The 16294-nt window shown below is 74.8% G+C and carries 13 protein-coding genes and 2 pseudogenes; 9 read left to right on the top strand and 6 right to left on the bottom strand.

All coding sequences use genetic code 11. The features are described from left to right. Positions 1 to 67 precede the first annotated feature (67 nt). From P3T27_RS20195 to P3T27_RS20185, 3 genes and pseudogenes are all read left to right on the top strand, one after another. A pseudogene (locus tag P3T27_RS20195) lies at positions 68 to 745 on the top strand (glycosyltransferase family 2 protein); the annotation flags it as partial. Beyond that, positions 719 to 1408, top strand: a complete 690-nt coding sequence (locus P3T27_RS20190; RefSeq protein ID WP_348534115.1) for a DUF2064 domain-containing protein — start codon at positions 719 to 721, stop codon at positions 1406 to 1408. The pseudogene P3T27_RS20195 and the gene P3T27_RS20190, both read left to right, overlap by 27 nt. Then, positions 1405 to 2094 carry a class I SAM-dependent methyltransferase gene (locus P3T27_RS20185; RefSeq protein WP_280680477.1) on the top strand — a complete coding sequence of 230 codons (690 nt, stop codon included), beginning with the start codon at positions 1405 to 1407 and terminating at the stop codon, positions 2092 to 2094. The genes P3T27_RS20190 and P3T27_RS20185 overlap by 4 nt, the downstream gene beginning before the upstream one ends. Positions 2095 to 2401: 307 nt before the next feature. On the opposite strand, the gene P3T27_RS20180 is transcribed toward P3T27_RS20185, so the two are convergent. Both P3T27_RS20180 and P3T27_RS20175 read right to left on the bottom strand, forming a co-directional pair. Continuing rightward, positions 2402 to 3010, bottom strand: coding sequence for a cytochrome b/b6 domain-containing protein (locus P3T27_RS20180; RefSeq protein WP_280680476.1), 609 nt, complete (start codon positions 3008 to 3010; stop codon positions 2402 to 2404). Then, positions 2994 to 3707 (bottom strand): molybdopterin-dependent oxidoreductase, encoded by a 714-nt coding sequence (locus P3T27_RS20175; protein ID WP_280680475.1) that lies wholly within the window; start codon positions 3705 to 3707, stop codon positions 2994 to 2996. The genes P3T27_RS20180 and P3T27_RS20175 overlap by 17 nt, the downstream gene beginning before the upstream one ends. Before the next feature lie 240 nt (positions 3708 to 3947). Between P3T27_RS20175 and P3T27_RS20170 the strand changes: the two genes are divergently transcribed. From P3T27_RS20170 to P3T27_RS20160, 3 genes and pseudogenes are all read left to right on the top strand, one after another. Continuing rightward, the gene (locus P3T27_RS20170; RefSeq protein WP_280680474.1) at positions 3948 to 4445 is read left to right on the top strand and encodes a hypothetical protein; all 498 of its coding nucleotides are present in this window, start codon (positions 3948 to 3950) and stop codon (positions 4443 to 4445) included. Between the two features lie 286 nt (positions 4446 to 4731). Beyond that, a pseudogene (locus P3T27_RS20165) lies at positions 4732 to 4896 on the top strand (glycosyltransferase); the annotation flags it as partial. A gap of 147 nt (positions 4897 to 5043) precedes the next feature. After that, entirely contained in the window at positions 5044 to 7416 is a 2373-nt protein-coding gene (locus P3T27_RS20160) for an ATP-binding domain-containing protein (protein WP_280680473.1), read from the top strand. A gap of 22 nt (positions 7417 to 7438) precedes the next feature. Here the strand turns inward: P3T27_RS20160 and P3T27_RS20155 are convergent, their stop codons facing one another. Beyond that, positions 7439 to 8800, bottom strand: coding sequence for a glycosyltransferase 87 family protein (locus tag P3T27_RS20155; protein WP_280680472.1), 1362 nt, complete (start codon positions 8798 to 8800; stop codon positions 7439 to 7441). A 113-nt stretch (positions 8801 to 8913) separates the two neighbouring features. Here P3T27_RS20155 and P3T27_RS20150 point away from each other — a divergent pair, with 113 nt between their 5' ends. Further along, positions 8914 to 10017 (top strand): molybdopterin-dependent oxidoreductase, encoded by a 1104-nt coding sequence (locus P3T27_RS20150; protein WP_280680471.1) that lies wholly within the window; start codon positions 8914 to 8916, stop codon positions 10015 to 10017. Then, positions 10017 to 10526 carry a hypothetical protein gene (locus P3T27_RS20145; RefSeq protein ID WP_280680470.1) on the top strand — a complete coding sequence of 170 codons (510 nt, stop codon included), beginning with the start codon at positions 10017 to 10019 and terminating at the stop codon, positions 10524 to 10526. The genes P3T27_RS20150 and P3T27_RS20145 overlap by 1 nt, the downstream gene beginning before the upstream one ends. Here the strand turns inward: P3T27_RS20145 and P3T27_RS20140 are convergent. Beyond that, positions 10489 to 11352: an S-methyl-5'-thioadenosine phosphorylase gene (locus tag P3T27_RS20140; protein ID WP_280680469.1), complete on the bottom strand. Its 864-nt coding sequence runs from the start codon at positions 11350 to 11352 to the stop codon at positions 10489 to 10491. The two genes, P3T27_RS20145 and P3T27_RS20140, sit on opposite strands and share 38 nt — an antisense overlap. Positions 11353 to 11603: 251 nt before the next feature. On the opposite strand from P3T27_RS20140, the gene P3T27_RS20135 reads away from it, so the two are divergent. Further along, complete coding sequence (locus tag P3T27_RS20135; protein ID WP_280680468.1) at positions 11604 to 12278, top strand: transglycosylase family protein; 675 nt, start codon at positions 11604 to 11606, stop codon at positions 12276 to 12278. Between the two features lie 95 nt (positions 12279 to 12373). Here P3T27_RS20135 and P3T27_RS20130 read toward each other — a convergent pair whose 3' ends face one another. After that, entirely contained in the window at positions 12374 to 14185 is a 1812-nt protein-coding gene (locus P3T27_RS20130) for an amino acid transporter (RefSeq protein ID WP_280680545.1), read from the bottom strand. A 442-nt stretch (positions 14186 to 14627) separates the two neighbouring features. Further along, entirely contained in the window at positions 14628 to 16280 is a 1653-nt protein-coding gene (locus P3T27_RS20125; RefSeq protein WP_280680467.1) for a multicopper oxidase family protein, read from the bottom strand. Between the last annotated feature and the right edge of the window lie 14 nt (positions 16281 to 16294).

Below are 16294 nucleotides of genomic sequence, written 5' to 3'. Positions count from 1 at the left end.
CGACGTCCGACTTCCGTAAGGCTGCGTCGCCACCGCAGGCCGCCCGGCCGCGGTTAGCGTGGCCCGCGTGACCTCACCCACCTCCACCGTTGCAGCCGTCGACGTCGTGCTGCCCTGCCTCGACGAGGCCGCCGCGCTGCCCTGGGTGCTGGGGCGGATCCCGGACGGCTGGCGGGCGATCGTCGTCGACAACGGCTCCCGGGACGGCTCCGCCGACCTCGCCCGCTCCCTGGGCGCGACCGTGGTCGAGGAGCCCCGGCGCGGGTTCGGCGCCGCCTGCCACGCCGGGCTGCGCGCCGCCACCGCCGACCTGGTCTGCTTCCTGGACTGCGACGGTTCCCTCGACCCCGCCCAACTCCCCCGGGTCACCGGCCCGGTGCAGGCCGGCGCCGCCGACTTGGTGCTCGGACGCCGCCGCCCGGCCACCGCCGGGGCCTGGCCGCTGCACGCCCGCCTCGCCAACACCGTCCTGGCCCGCCGGCTGCGCGCCCGCACCGGCGCGGCCCTGCACGACCTCGGCCCGATGCGGGCCGCCCGCCGGGAGCACCTGCTGGCCCTGGGCCTCGGCGACCGGCGCTCCGGCTACCCGCTGGAGATGGTCCTGGCGGCCTCGGCCGCCGGTCTGCGGATCGCCGAGACGCCCGTCGACTACCTGCCGCGCGCGGGCCGCTCCAAGGTCACCGGCACCCTGCGCGGCACCCGCCAGGCCGTCCGCGACATGCGGACCGTGCTGGCCGCGCCCCCGCCGACCCTGCTGGTGATCGCCAAGGCGCCCGTCCCCGGCCGGGTGAAGACCCGGCTCACCCCGCCCTGCACGCCCGAACAGGCCGCCGCCCTGGCCGCGGCCGCCCTCGCCGACACCCTGCACACCCTGGGCACGATGCCGGCCGGGCGCCGCCTGCTCGTCCTGGAGGGCGAACCGGCCGATCGGCCGCCCGCCGGCTGGGAGGTCGTCGCGCAGAGCGGCGGCGGGCTGGACGAACGGCTGGCCGCCGCCTTCGCCCACGCGGCCCGGGTGGCCCCGGACGTACCGGCGCTGCTGGTCGGGATGGACACCCCGCAGCTGAGCGCCGCCGCCCTGGCCGAACCGCTGTCGGCCGCCCGGCGGGCGGGCGTGGACGCCTGGTACGGCCCGGCGGCGGACGGCGGCTTCTGGGCCCTGGGCCTGGCCCGGCCGACGGCCGACCTGGCCGCGCACCTGTTGCACGGCGTGCCGATGTCCACCCCGGGGACCGGTGCGGCCCTCCTCGAACGCCTCACCGCAGCGAACTTGACGATCCGTCACCTTCCACCGCTCACCGACGTGGACACCATCGAGGACGCCCACCGAGTCGCCGCCGAGGCGCCGGGCAGCCGCTTCGCCGCACAACTGAGGCACCTCGACCTCAGCCCGGAGGTGGCGAGTTGACGATCACCGCACCCCGGGTCGGCGACCCCCGCCCGGCCTCCGGCTGGGGGGACCGGGATCCCTATGCCGAGGCCGTCCGCACCGGGCACGGCCCGCTCTGGCTGCGCCGCGCGGACGGCCACCGGCATCGGCTGGACATCGAACGCTGGTGCGCCCCGGCGGCCGGCGCGGACCACAGCCTGCTGCTGCGCTGCACCCGCCTGGCCGCGCCCGTCCTCGACCTCGGCTGCGGCCCCGGACGGCTGGTCGCCGCGCTGGTCGCCCTCGGCGTCCCGGCCCTGGGCGTCGACGTGACCAGGGCGGCCGTCGCCCGCACGGTCCGGCTGGGCGGTCCGGCGCTCTGCCGCTCGGTCTTCGACCGGCTGCCCGCCGAAGGCCGCTGGGGCGCCGCGCTGCTCGCCGACGGCAACCTCGGCATCGGCGGCGACCCGGACGCACTGCTCCGGCGGGGCGCCGAACTCATCGCGCCGGACGGGCTGTTGCTGGTCGAGGTGGAGCCGGTGGAGCTGGACGAGCGGGTCACCGTCCAGGTCGAGGGCCCGGACGGCCGGCTAGGGGCGCGCTTCCCCTGGGCCCGGCTCGGTACGGCCGCCGCCCTGCGGCGGGCCCGCGCCGCCGCCGGACTGGTCGAGGCGGAGCGCTGGACCTCGCACGGCCGCCACTTCCTCGCGATGCGCAAGCGGTGAAGCACCAACGGTGAAGCACCAGCGGTGAGGCACACAAAACGAAGCACCCACCGATGTGCACAAGGTGAGGCGCGGGCGCCCAGGAGCCCGCGGCACGGCCCCGGCGAGGCCCGACAGCCCAGGCGCAGAATGAAGTTGGGCCGGGGTCCAAGGAGCCTTGCAGGATGCCGATCGTGCACCACGCGTGCGGCTGTCGCCCAACCGCCTCTTGGCCCCACGGTCAGGGGTGCCCCGGCGGCACCCTTCGAGGCGTCCCGGCCGAGCCTGCCACATGCCCCGGGCTGCGACAAGACATCCGGCCCACCCCCTACTCCGGGCCCATCGACCGCCACTGCGGGTGCTCGCGCTCGGCCCACCGGCGATCCACCCACCCGGTCCGCATCCCGAGCCGCGCCTCCGGGTCCCGCCAGGCCATCCGGACGTGCCCGACCACCACCACGGCGATGCCGGCGGCCAGCCAGTCGTGCACGAAGGTCGCCCCGACCCGCCAGGCGGGCGGGGTGAGGCCGGTCAGCCACATGAGCAGCCCGGTGCCGACGATCACCAGCATCGTCCCGAGCGTCCACTGCGCGTACAGCTTCTGCCCGGCGTTGAACTTGCCCACCGGCCGGCCCGTCGATCTCGTCCGGACCGCGCGCAGCCACTGCCGGTCCGCCGGGGTGAAGCGGCTCAGCCGGGCGGCGTCCGCCCGCAGCGCCCGCGAGGCGAGCCCGAGCAGCAGCGGCACGGGCAGTGCCAGGCCGCACCACACGTGCACCGTCACCACCAGCGGCCGGTCGCCGACCAGTTCGGCGAGCGGCGCGAGGTAGAGGCAGGCGGCCGTGGCCAGGCAGACGCCCATCAGCACGGCGGTCGTCCGGTGCACCCAGCGCTCGGCGAGGGTGAAGCGGTGGCGGAGTTCAGCTCGTCGGCGCATCGCCACGTCCGTTCGACCGGCCGACCCAGGCGTCGACGTCGTACCCGTTGCGTTCCCAGTAGCCCGGCTCCACCGAGCCGGTCACGGTGATCCCGGAGAGCCACTTGGCGGACTTGTAGAAGTACATCGGCGCGACGTACAGCCGCACCGGGCCGCCATGGGTGTGGGAGATCGGGTCGTCCTGCATCCTGAGCGCGACCAGCACGTCATCGCGCCGGGCCTGGTCGAGGGTGAGGCTCTCGGTGTACTCGCCGTCGAAGCAACTGAACCGGACGGCCGTGGCGCCCGGCCGCACCCCGGCGGAGTCCAGCAGATGGGCGAGCGGCACCCCCTCGAACGGGGTGTTCGGCACCCGCCATCCGGTGACGCACTGCACGTCCCGCACCAGCCGCCGCTGCGGCATCGCCTGCAGGTCCGCCAGGCGGTGCGTCGTCGGGCGGTCCACCAGGCCGTCCACCGTGAGCGTGTAGCTGTTCGCATCCCGCGCCGGGACCGAGGAGACCACCGAGTAGTACCGGAACCCGTTGTTCCCCGGCAGCAGCCCGCTCAGCCCGCTCGGATCCCGCTCGGCCAGCCCCGACTCGACCCGCTGCAGGTACGGCCCGGCCGCGACCCCGACCGCGCCGAGCCCGAGCAGCCCGAGCACCACCCGCCGCCCCACCGGCGTGCCCCGGCCTTCTTCGTCTGTTCCGTCCACACCCCGATTGCACCAGTCCGGAGCCGGGAGGACGAGGCCCGGCCCCGATACGTCAGCCTTTCGTCATCTCTCCGGCGTCGTCCCTCCCGCCCGGGCGGGACCGGATCGCGTTCCGGTCACGGTCGTCGGAACATCCCACCCGAGCACTGCCCGCGCCCACTAGGGTGCGACGCGTCCCCGCTGTTACGCCCCCCTCGGCCGACCCGACAGCCGAGGACCTACCGATCGGATCGGTGCCCCGTGACCGTGACCCTGCGTCACCTACGGCCTGCCACCCGCGCAAAGGCCCTGCTCAGCCGACTCGTCCGGACGGTCGCGACGGTCGCGCTGTTCGCGGCCGCCCTCACCGGCACGGCGGCCGGAACAGCCACCGCCGCCCCGGCCGCGCCCGCGGCGGCGGCCTCGGTGGGCGGATGGACCTGCCCCGGCACGCCCGTGCCCCCGGGGTACGTCATCACCATGTTCAACAGCGGCGGCTGCAACGGACACGGTTCCTGGTTCCAGGCACCCGCCCAGGACCGACTGTGGACCTGTTCGGGCTCGCCGATCGTCTCCGGATACGTCCTGACGAACTACAACCCCCAGGGCTGCAGCGGTGTCGGCGCCTGGTTCCACGAGCTGGTCCGCAACGGCATCTGGACCTGCCCGTACTCGCCGATCCCGGCCGGCTACCGCAGCACCACCTATGACGCCCGCGGCTGCAACGGCCTCGGCGCCTGGCTCACCATACGGGCCTGATCCCCGGAACATCGCGCGGGCCCCGGCCGAAACCCCGGCCGGGGCCCGCGCGTTGCCCTGTGTCCGGCGACGCCGTCGCCGTGCTCCGACGGTACCGACGAGACCGTGCGGCGCGGCGCCGCTTCGCGAGGAGGTTGTCCGTGACACCGGACGAGAAGGGCACAGAAGGAAAACCCTCTCCTGGCCACTCCTAACGTATAGCGCACGGGGGGGCTTGCGGCAAGGCCCTGGTGGTGGCGCAGAATCATCGGCCCAGGCCGGAATCCGCGGAAATGGAAGTCACTGAATGCGTGTGCTGTTGTCGACGTACGGATCGCGCGGGGACGTCGAACCGCTGGTGGGGCTCGCGGCGCGGTTGCGCGAGCTCGGCACGGAGGTTCGGGTGTGCGCGCCGCCGGACGAGGACTTCGCGCAGCGGCTGGCCGGTGTCGGCGTACCGCTGGTGCCGGTCTGCCGGGTGGCCGCCGTCGTGCACCACGGCGGAGCGGGCACCACGACGACGGCCGCGAGGCTCCTGCTCGACGCGGTCGGCCGAGGCCGGTAGCGGGCTCCCGCGCCCGTGTGAACCACCCGAGATCCAGAACCGATGGAGTCAGCTTTGCCCCTCTCCCCCGCCTCACCGTCCGTGCCCTCGCCCTCGCCCTCGTCCTCGCCCGCACTCGACTCCGCCGCCACCGCCGGCTGGCGGGCCGAGGAACTGCGCGCGGAGAACGAGTACGTCGGCAAGCTGTACGACCGCCTCGAAGCCCAGCGCGAACTCGCGACGACCCGGCTGCGCGAGGTCCACCTCCGGGACAAGGGCGGAACGGCCCAGTCCCGCATGGAACGCGACACCCTGGAGATCCACCACACCCGGCGGCTGGCGGAACTGCACGCCGCCGAGTACGGGCTCTGCTTCGGCCGGATCGAGAGCGCCGACGGCGAGCGGCAGTACATCGGCCGGATCGCCCTGTCGGACGAGGACCACGAGCCGGTCCTCACCGACTGGCGGGCGTCGGCCGCGGAGCCGTTCTACCGGGCGACGCCCGCCGCGCCCGGCGCGGTGGTGGGGCGCCGCCACCTGCGGGCCAAGGGCCGGACCGTCGTCGACTTCGACGACGACGCCTTCGGCGTGGGCTCCCCGCAGGGCCGGGACGGCGCCGAACTCAGCGGGGAGGGCGCCCTGCTCGCCTCGCTGACTGCGGCCCGGACCGGTCGGATGGGCGACATCGTCTCCACCATCCAGGCCGAGCAGGACCAGATCATCCGCTCCGCACTCAGCGGCGTGCTGGTGGTGCAGGGCGGTCCGGGCACCGGCAAGACCGTGGTCGCCCTGCACCGCGCCGCGTACCTGCTCTACACCCACCGCGACCGGCTGGCCAAGCGCGGCGTGCTGGTCATCGGGCCGAACACGACCTTCCTGCGCTACATCGACCAGGTGCTCCCCGCGCTCGGCGAGAGCGAGGTCGTGCTGAGCAGCATCGGCGCGCTCTACCCGGGCGTGACCGGGACGGACACGGAGACGCCCGAGGCCGCCGCCGTCAAGGGCGACGCCCGGATGGCGCGGGTCCTCGCCACCGCGCTGGAGGGGCTGCGGCAGCTGCCGGAGACGTCCTGGACCATCACCGTGGGCCGGACCTCGCCCTACCACGTGGAGCTCCAGATCGGCCGGGCGCTCTGCGAGCGGGCCCACGCCGCCGCACACCGCAGCGGCAAGCCCCACAACGCGGCCCGCGCCGAGCTGGTCGAGCGGCGCTCCTCGGAGCTGGCCCTGCGGATCGCCCGGGACCGGGGCGGAGACATGGACCTGGACGACGTCGCGGACCTCGCCGACGCGCTCGTCGGCGAGCCCGAGTTCCAGGCCCTGGCCGAGCGGCTGTGGCCGCTGCTGAGCCCGGAGCGGCTGCTCACGGCCCTGTACGGCTCCCCGGAGCTGCTGGCCACGGCGATGCCGGACTTCTCCGAGGCCGAGCGCGCCGCACTCCTGCGCGCGCAGCCGGCCCCGGATCGGCAGGCCGTCCCCCGGACGACCGACGGGACGACCGGCTGGACCACCGACGACGTTCCGCTGCTCGACGAGGCCGCCGAACTGCTCGGCCCGCTCCCCGGCGGCGCCGTCGCCCGCCGGGCCGACGCCGCCGAGGCCGCGGAGCTGGAGTTCGCGAAGCTCGTCCTCGACGACTTCGGCGTGGGGCTGGTCGAGATGGACGCGCAGATGCTGGCGCGGCAGTACCGCGGCGAGGAGTCGCTCCGCCCGCTGGCCGAGCGCGCGACCGAGGACCGGACCTGGGGCTTCGGACACGTGATCGTGGACGAGGCGCAGGAACTGTCCCCCATGGCCTGGCGGCTGCTGGCCCGCCGCTGCCCCGGTCGTTCCATGACGATCGTCGGCGACCTGGCGCAGACCGGCGCACCGGCCGGGCTGAGCTCCTGGGGCGAGGCGCTCGACGAGTACACCGCGGGGCGCTGGCGCACGGTGGAACTCACCATCAACTACCGCACCCCGGCCGAGATCATGGCGGTCACCGGGGGAGTCCTGCGGGCGGTCGACCCGGCGCTCACCGCGCCCACCGCGGTGCGCAGCGGCGGCATCCGCCCGTGGAGCCTGCGGGTGCCCGAGGAGGGCCGGGGAGCGGCGCTGCGCGACGCCGTCGAACAGGAGCTCGCGGCGCTGGACGGCGGCCGGATGGCGGTCATCCACGCCCCGCACCCTCCGGCCGAACTGTTCGACGCGCTGGCCGGGTTGGCGGGCGTCGCCGCCTTCACCGACGGTCCGTCGGCGCTGGACTCGCCGGTCGTCCTGCTGACCGCCGCCCAGTCCAAGGGGCTCGAGTTCGACGTGGCCCTCGTCGTGGAGCCCGCGGAGATCCTCGCGGCGCACACGCACGGCGCGAACGACCTCTATGTGGCCCTCACCCGCGCGACGAGGAGCCTCGGGGTCGTCCACCGTGGGGAGCTGCCGGAGATGCTGACCGGCCTCGACCCGCGCTGACCCGCCGGGGCGGCCACCGGCCCTACCCCTCGGCGTAGGTCGGCACCCTGCCGCGCACCCGCCGTCCCGCCTGGCCGCGCAGCAGGGAGCCGACCGTGACGCACGCCAACGCGGCGCCGTAGGCGGCCTGTTGGGCCTCCATGCCGCCCGCCAGGTAGAGGTACTGGGCGGCGGCCGGGACGGCGAGCCACTCCCAGCGGCCGCTGAGCCCGACCAGGGCGACCACCAGCAGGCCGTACCACGGGTAGGCGGGCGCCACGACGATCAGCGCCGTGCCGGTGACGAGCAGCGCGCCGTCCCAGGGGCGGGCCGGGTCGCCGCGCCGGAGCACCCACAGGGCCACGGCGGCCAGCACCGCCCCGGCGGCCCACGGCAGCAGCGCGTCCGGCAGGAGGAGGGCGAGCAGCCCGAAGCGGTCGAGGTGCCCCTGCTCGTACCCCTCCTCCTTCAGGTAGCCGGGCAGGTAGCCGAGCACCCCGGTGCCGGAGGCGGCGAGGTACGGCAGATAGGCGAGGGCGAACGCCCCGAGCGCCGTGCCCAGCAGCAGGGCGCTCTCCCGTACGGACCGGCGGGACAGCGCCCCCGGCAGGGCGAGCCCGGGGATCAGCTTGACCGCCACCGCCGCGCCGAGCAGCGCGCCCGCGCCCGTCACCCGACGCCGCGCCGCGCATCCGAGCCCCGCGACCAGCAGCAGTGCCCCCAGCGTGTCCACGTGCGCGTCGTTGACCGACCACACCGCCACGCCCGGGCACCACCCCCACAGCGCGGCCCGTCGGCTGCCCCGCCCGACCACGAGCAGCACCCCCGTCGTCGCCACCGCGAGCAGCGCGCCGGCGGCCTGGACGCCGCGCACGCCTCCCCCGGAGGGGTGCAGGGCGAGGAACCAGGCCTCCGCGACCGGCGGGTAGATGGTGTGCACGGCGGGCCGGTTGATGCGGGTGCAGTCCCCGGCGGCCGTGCGCCGCTCGTCCCAGCCCGCGCAGGCGCCGTCCACCGGCCAGAGGTCGGCGGAGCGCAGCCGGGCGAGCGCCGGGTCGTCCGGGGTGTGCGCGTACGGGGAGATGCCGGCGGCCTGGACGCGGCCGTCCCAGACGTAGCGGTAGGCGTCGTCGCTGGTGCGCGGCGGGGCGAGCAGCCCGACGGCGGCGACGGCGATGCTCCCGGCCAGGACCAGGGGCACGACCTGACGGCCACTCACCCGCCGCAGCGCCAGCAGGGCGAACGCGAACAGGAGCGCGTCCGCGGTGTACCACGCGTAGAGCGGAGCGCGGTGGCCGAGCGTGCCGCCGCCGGTGACGGTGAGGGCGAGCGCGGCGACCAGGGCGGCGAGTGCGAGCAGGCAGTACGACAGGGGGGCACGGAGGGGGTGGAGAGGGGTGGGCACGCGCCCACCCTGCCACCGGAGCACGGCGCCCGGCCGCACCGGCGTGGCACCGTTCGGATTCCGTAAGCACGTCTCAGCACCGCGAAGCGCCGGCCCGGCGGTTCCATGAACACGTGACTCCGAACTTCCTTCCGCGATTCCGCTCACCGCTGCACGATCCCCGCACGACCGTGGTGCTCGGCCGCTGGTTGGGCGCGGCGCTGCTGGTGTGCTTCCTGACCGGGCTGATCAGCCACGCTCTGCAGGACCCACCCGACTGGCTGACCCCGCACCTGCAGAGCCGCCCGGTGAACGGCTACCGGGTCACCCAGGGGCTGCACGTGATCAGCGGCCTGGCCGCCGTACCGCTGCTCGGGGCGAAGCTGTGGACGGTCTACCCCCGGCTGTTCGAGTGGCCGCCGGTGCGCAACGCGGCGCACGCGCTGGAACGGCTCGGGATCTTCGTGCTCGTCGCGACGATGCTGATGGAGCTGTTCACCGGGCTGCTCGACACCCTGCAGTGGTACCCGTGGCCGTTCCCGTTCCGCCAGACGCACTTCTGGCTGGGCTGGCTGGCGACCGGCGGCCTGCTCGTCCACGTCGCGGCCAAGGGCCCGCTGATCGCGCGGCACTGGCGTCGCCCGGCGGCCGGGCTGCCGCAGCGGCGGGCGTTCCTGGCCGCCGTGACGGCCGCGGTCGGCGCGGTCACGCTCACCACGGCCGGGCAGACCGTCCCCTTCCTGCGCCGGCTGGACCTGCTCGCCGCGCGCCGCCCCGACATCGGCCCGCAGGGGCTGCCGGTCAACCGGACCGCCGCACAGGCCGGGACGGTCACCGTGCCCGCTGACTGGCAGCTCCGGGTGGACGGCCCGCAGCCGTACCAGCTGTCCCTCGCCGAGCTGCACCAACTCCCGCAGTACGAGGTCGAGTTGCCGATCGCCTGTGTGGAGGGCTGGAGCGCCTCGGCGCGCTGGACCGGGGTCCGGGTCGCCGATCTGCTGGTGCGGGCCGGCGCCCCGGCCGGCTCGGGCCTGCGGGTCACCTCGCTGGAGGTCGAGGGCCCCTACCGGGTGACGCAGATGCCCGCCGAGTACGCCGTCGACCCGCTCACGCTGCTCGCCCTGCGGGTGAACGGCGAGGTGCTGGCGGCGGACCACGGCTTCCCGGCGCGGATCATCGCGCCCAACCGGCCGGGTGTGCTGCAGACCAAGTGGGTCGCGCGTCTGGAGGTGATCTGATGTCCCGGTGGCTGCGCGCGGTCCTGCTGCTCGGCGGGCTCGCCCTGATCGGCTACGGCCTGGCCGGGCTGCTCACCGACTCCTACATCACCGACCCGTGGGGGGTGCTGGTCTGGGCGGTGGGCGCGGTGCTGCTGCACGACGGGTTCTGGGTGCCGCTGGTCTGCCTGGTCGGTGCGGCCCTGGCGCGGGGGTGGGTGCTGCGCGGCTGGCTGGTCGTCGCGGCGGCGGTGAGCGCGGTCGCGCTGCCGGCGGTGCTGCGGGACGGCGAGAACCACGGCAACGCCTCCGTCCTGCCACTGCCGTACCTGCGCAACTGGCTGCTGGTGCTGGCCGTCACCGCCGGGCCGGCGCTGCTGTTCGCGCTGGCCCGGCGGTGGCGGCACCGGCCGAGGGGCGGGCACCCGGCGGGCGGCCGCCCAGGGGCCGGGCGACCGGGGGGCGGGCGACCGGGGGGCGGGCGGCCGGGGCTCAGGCGCCCGACGAAACGCCCGGCAGACCCGTCGTGAGCCCGTCCAGGGCGCGCGAGCAGCCGCAGTCCCGGGCGACGGGCAGGCTCTCCAGCGCCTTGAACAGCACGGTGCGCAGCCGGTCGACGTTCCCGGCGAAGACCTCCAGCACCTCCGTGTGGGTGACGCCCTGGCCGCTCTCCACGCCCGCGTCGAGGTCGGTGACCAGCGCCAACGAGGTGTAGCAGAGCCCGAGTTCGCGGGCCAGGACGGCCTCCGGGTGGCCGGTCATGCCGACCACCGACCAGCCGTTCGCGCTGAACCAGCGGGACTCGGCGCGGGTGGAGAAGCGCGGGCCCTCGATCACCACCAGGGTGCCGCCGTCGACCGGTTCCCAGGCCGCGTCCCGGGCGGCGTCCAGCGCGGCCGGCCGCCCGGCCGGGCAGTACGGGTCGGCCATCGAGACGTGCACCACCTCGGGCAGCGCGCCGTCCGGCAGCAGCAGGCCGTCGTAGTAGGTCTGCACCCGGCCGGAGGTGCGGTCGACGAACTGGTCCGGCACCAGCAGCGTGCCGGGCCCGTACTCCGGGCGCAGCCCGCCGACGGCGCACGGCGCGAGCACCTGGCGCACCCCCAGGGAGTGCAGCGCCCACAGGTTGGCCCGGTAGTTGATCCGGTGCGGCGGCAGGCCGTGGCCGCGCCCGTGCCGGGGGAGGAAGGCGACCCGGCGGCCGGCCACCTCGCCCAGGAACACCGCGTCGCTGGGCGGCCCGTACGGCGTGTCGACGCGCAGTTCGGTCACGTCGTCGAGCAGTGCGTAGAGCCCTGAGCCACCGATCACGCCCAGTTCGGCGCGCTGAGCGCCGGCTCCCTGATCGATCGTCATCGTTCGTACCCTTCCTCGGAGACGTCCCGGCCACTGTAGGAGCCGCCGGGCCCGCAGCGGCGACGCCCGGCCTTACGGTTCCGGAACGGCGGGCGGGGCCGGATGGCCGCGGGCCACCCGGGTGGTCCACGGCGGCCGAGCGGGTGACCTTTCGGACGTGTCGGCAGTGGTGCGCCCCACCCGGCGTGCGTCGGTGGGTGTGCGCCGCCTCCGGGCGGTGCACGCTCTGTTCCCGAATCTGAGAGCCGCCCATGCCTGCCACCGCTCGTCTACGCCGCCTCGTCCCCGCCGCCGCCCTGTGCGCGCTCACCGTGGCCCTCGCCGCCCCCGCGGCCCAGGCCGCGCCCCCGGGTCGCGCCACCGGCTCCGACCCCGGCGGGGGACCCGACGGCGGGAGGTACGACTGGGACCGCGTGGCGGCCTGCGAGAGCAACGGCAACTGGCGCGTCAACAGCGGCAACGGCTACTTCGGCGGCCTCCAGTTCGACGCCCCCACCTGGCGCGAGCACGGCGGGCTCGCCTACGCCCCGCGCCCCGACCTCGCCAGCCGCGAGGAGCAGATCGCGGTGGCCCGGCACCTCGCCGAGCGGCGTGGTCTCTCCCCCTGGCCGGTCTGCGGCGCCCGCGCCGCCCGCGGCCACGACCACGGCCACGACCACGAGCACGGCCACGACCACGAGCACGGCCGGGACCACGGCCGGGACCGGGACCGGGACGTCGCCCTGCCGCCACCGGCCGCGCCCCCGACCACCAGCGGGGGCGCCGCCGGCGAGTGGACGGTCCGCGAGAACGACACCCTGGCCGACCTCGCCGACACCCTGCGCGTCCCCGGCGGCTGGCCCGCCCTCTACGCGCTCAACCGCGACGCCATCGGCGACGACCCGGACCTCATCCAGCCGGGTGCGGTCCTGCGCCTGCCGTCCTGACCCACCCGCGCCGCCCGCTCAGAACGCCGCCAGGCCCGTCCGATCCGTTGCGATCGGGCGGGCCTGGCGGCACTGGGCGAGCGGTACGGCGGGGGTCAGCCGACGTGGACGCGCGGACGACGGCTGCGGTCGGGTTCGGCCTCCCGCAGCACCTCGCGGGTGACCGGGGCCACCTCGCCCTGGCCGAACAGGAAGAACCGCAGGAACTGGGCGAAGGGGTTGCCCTCGGTCCACTCGAAGTAGAGGTGCGGCTGCTGCCCGGTGCGGTCCCGGATGGTGAGGGCCAGCGCAGCGAGCGCGTTCGGGATGCTGGAGCTCTCCAGCGTCAGCACCCGGTAACGGCCGTGCAGCACCTCGCCGCGCACGGTCAGCTCGGCCTCGAAGTCGGACGCGTCGCGGACGGTGACCTCGACGAAGACGAGGTCGTCCTCGCCGGGGATGTCGTTGTCGGCGCGGATCTGGCGGATCTTGTCGCGGTACTCGGCGACGTCCCGGTTGGTCGGCTCGTTGGCGATCAGCCGCAGCGGGCGGTGCGCGTAGTCCCTGACGAATCGTTCCGCCACGTCGTCCAGCACCACGTCGGTGACGCGCAGTTCGAAGGCCCGCTTGAGCCGGGAGAGCAGCGACACCAGGATGATGCCCGCGATGAAGCAGGCGCCGATCTTGACGCCGTCCGGGCGCTCGGCGACGTTCAGCACGGTGGTGTAGAGGAAGATCGCCGCGATGATCGCGAAGGCCGTGGTCCAACCGCGCTGCTTGGCCTTGTACGCGGCGATGGTCACCGCAATGGCGGCCGAGCTGATCAGCACCAGCACACCCGTGGCGTACGCACCGCCCTGGGCGTCCACGTCCGCGTCGAACAGCCAGGTCACCAGGAAGCCGATCAGGGTCAGCACGATGACCATCGGCCGCACCGCGCGCGCCCAGTGCGGCGCCATCCCGTACCGGGGCAGGTAGCGCGGCAGCAGGTTGAGCATGCCCGCCATCGCCGAGGCGCCGGCGAACCACAGGATCGCGATCGTGGACAGGTCGTAGACACTGCCGAACCCGCCGCCCAGGTACTGGTGGGCGAGGTAGGCCAGCGCACGGCCGTTGGCGTCGCCGCCGGGCTTGAACTGGTCCGCCGGGATCAGCAGCGTGGTGATGAAGCTGGTGGTGATCAGGAAGCAGCTCATGATCACGGCCGCGGTGGTCAGCAGCTTGCGGGTGCCGCGGATGCGGCCGGTGGGGTTGGCCTCGGTGTCGTCCGGGTCGCCCTGGATGTGGGGCATGACCGCCACACCGGTCTCGAAGCCGGACAGGCCCAGGGCCAGCTTGGGGAAGACGACGAGGGCGACGCCCACCATGATGACCGGGTTGCCGTGCTGGGCCGTGAGGGCGCTGGTCCAGTCGGTGACCACGTGCGGCGCCTGGATGATCTTCCAGATGCCGACGGCGACGACGACGACGTTGAGCACCAGGTAGACGGCGACCAGCACGACGGCTAGGCCGATGGCCTCACTGAAGCCCTTGAGGAAGACCGCGCCGAGCAGCGCGACCAGGATCAGGGTGATCAGGACCTGCTTGCCGCCCAGCACGCCGGTCAGGTGCGGGTTCTCCACCAGGTGGGCACTGGCATCGGCCGCGGACAGGGTGATGGTGATCAGGAAGTCGGTGGCCGCGAAGCCCAGCAGCGCCAGGACGAACAGCTTGCCCTTCCAGAACGACAGCAGCCGCTCCAGCATCGCGATCGAGCCCTCACCGCGCGGACTCTCCTGCGCGACCCGCCGGTACACCGGCAGCGCACCCAGCAGCGTCACGATCACCAGCACGATCGTCGCGATCGGCGACAGCACACCCGCCGCCAACGCCGCGATACCCGGCTGGTAGCCGAGCGTGGAGAAGTAGTCGAGGCCGGTCAGGCACATCACCCGCCACCAGCGCTGACCCTGGTGCGCACCGTTCGCCCCCTGCGCACCGTTCGCCCCGGCGTCCCCCGGCTCCGCGCCCTCGGCGCCCTCGGCGCCCTCCGCACCGGCGGGCTTGGCCGCCGACACGTCCTCCAGCAACCAGCCGCGCAACCGTATTCGCGCCGACGACGGTTCCGCCGTCGTCGCGTCCGTCGAACCCGACGAAACCACCTTGCACCTCTTGTTTAAAGACCCCGTAAAAGCGCCGTCGGGCGACGGCAGTGCGACAGGCTATGCGACCGGCGTTAAGGACACGTCATCGCCCCGCGTTAAGAAAACGTCATTGCTCCGCAGGTCGCGGCGGGTGGCACGGCGGGTGGCACGGCGGGTGGCACGGCGGGCGGGAGCGGAGGCCGGGTGCCGGGCCGGGGCGCGGCCCGGCACCTCAGGGCCTCCGGGGTCAGGCCCGGTAGCCGAGAACGGTCATCATGCCCGTCTCCGCGTGGTAGACGTTGTGGCAATGCACCATCCACAGGCCCGGGTTGTCGGCGTCGAAGTCGACGGCCAGGGTCGCGCCCGGCAGCACGATCGCGGTGTCCTTGCGCGGCCCGTCACCGGCCAGCGCGAAGGTGTGGCCGTGCAGGTGGACGGGGTGCCACATGCTCGTGCTGTTGCGGAACTCCAGCCGCACCCGCTCCCCCGCCGCCACCGGATGGCGCTGCGCCGGGTCGTACGTGCGGCCGTTGAACGCCCAGTCGGCCTTCGCCATGCCGCCGGTGAGCTCCAGTGTCACCGTCCGGTCCGGCGCCTTGGCGGGCAGCCGCACGCCCGGGTCGGCCTTGAGCTGCGCCGCGCCGAGCAGCCTGCCGTCCAGCTCGGCCGGGCGCACCGAGGCGTCCGGCGCGGCGCCGCCGCCGGTGCGCAGCAGGGCCAGTGCGGTGGCGTTCTTGCCCTCGGCGAGCGCGGTCAGCGGGAACACGCCGTCCTTGACGGTGACCAGGACGTCGTAGCGCTCGCCCATGCCGAGCAGCAGCGCCTGGGTGGTGGCCTGCTCGACCGGGAAGCCGTCGGTGTGGGTGACGGTCAGCTCGTGGCCGCCGAGCGCGACCCGGTAGGCGGTGTCGCCGCCCGCGTTGATCAACCGGATCCGGACCCGGTCGCCGGGCTTGGCGGTGAAGGTCTCGGGTGCGGTCGCGAGGCGGCCGTTGACCAGGTGGAACGGGTGACCGACGTCGCCCGCGTCGCCGCCGAGCAGGGCGCTGCGGGCGCCCATCAGCATCCGGGACGGGCCGGCGGCACCGCTCGGGGTGCCGCCGCCGGCCATGCCCGGCATCCCGGACATGTCGTGGCCCATCGTGGAGTGGTCCATCGTGGAGTGGTCCATCGTGGAGTGGCCCGTCGTGGGTCGGTCCGTCGTGGGTCGGTCCGTCGCGGAGTGGTCCATCCCGCCCATGCCCTGGGCGAGTTCGGCGAGGACGGCGTCCGGGGTGCTGCCGTCGATGCCGTCCAGCCAGTCGTCCAGGACGACGACCCACTCCTTGTCGTAGCGCAGCGGCTCCTTCGGGTCCTCGACGATCAACGGCGCGTACAGGCCGCGGTCCTGCTGGACGCCGGAGTGCGGATGGAACCAGTACGTGCCCGGGTGGGCGAGCGCGAAGCGGTAGTCGAAGGAGGCCCCGGCCTTGACGGCGGCCTGGGTCACGCCCGGCACGCCGTCCATGTCGTTGCGCAGCGCGAGGCCGTGCCAGTGCAGCGAGGTGGGCTGCGGCAGGTGGTTGGCGAGGCTGACGGCGAGCGTCTCGCCGACGGTGGCGCGCACCTCCTGGCCGGGCAGGCGGTCGCCGTACGCCCAGCTGCGGACGGTGCGGCCGCCGAGGTCGAGGGTGGTCTCGGTGGCGGTGAGCGCGACCTTGCGCTCCGGACCGGGGGTGCGCCGCGCCTCGGCGGCGGCGACCTCGGGGCCGCCGGGGGCGACGAAGCCGCCCGGGGTGGTGGGGGCGGCCCCCCGGTGGTCCATGCCCTTCATGGGATCGGCGGAGCAGGCGGCGAGCAGACCGGTGCCGGCGGCGGCGAGCGCCGCGCCGAGCACGGTGCGACGGGTGGGTGTGCGCATGACGGAGTGCACCT

This window comes from Kitasatospora sp. MAA19 (genome assembly GCF_029894125.1).
Lineage (GTDB): Bacteria > Actinomycetota > Actinomycetes > Streptomycetales > Streptomycetaceae > Kitasatospora.
Note: the sequence above shows the minus strand (reverse complement) of the source record. Positions and strands in the feature narration are given on the sequence as shown.

Excerpts from the sequence above, each read along its gene's own strand:
- P3T27_RS20190 (WP_348534115.1), top strand. The coding sequence starts at position 719 with ATGCGGACCGTGCTGGCCGCGCCCCCGCCGACCCTGCTGGTGATCGCC.
- P3T27_RS20180 (WP_280680476.1), bottom strand. The coding sequence starts at position 3,010 with ATGCGCCGACGAGCTGAACTCCGCCACCGCTTCACCCTCGCCGAGCGC.
- P3T27_RS20145 (WP_280680470.1), top strand. The coding sequence starts at position 10,017 with ATGTCCCGGTGGCTGCGCGCGGTCCTGCTGCTCGGCGGGCTCGCCCTG.
- P3T27_RS20140 (WP_280680469.1), bottom strand. The coding sequence starts at position 11,352 with ATGACGATCGATCAGGGAGCCGGCGCTCAGCGCGCCGAACTGGGCGTG.
- P3T27_RS20135 (WP_280680468.1), top strand. The coding sequence starts at position 11,604 with ATGCCTGCCACCGCTCGTCTACGCCGCCTCGTCCCCGCCGCCGCCCTG.
- P3T27_RS20130 (WP_280680545.1), bottom strand. The coding sequence starts at position 14,185 with ATGTGCCTGACCGGCCTCGACTACTTCTCCACGCTCGGCTACCAGCCG.
- P3T27_RS20125 (WP_280680467.1), bottom strand. The coding sequence starts at position 16,280 with ATGCGCACACCCACCCGTCGCACCGTGCTCGGCGCGGCGCTCGCCGCC.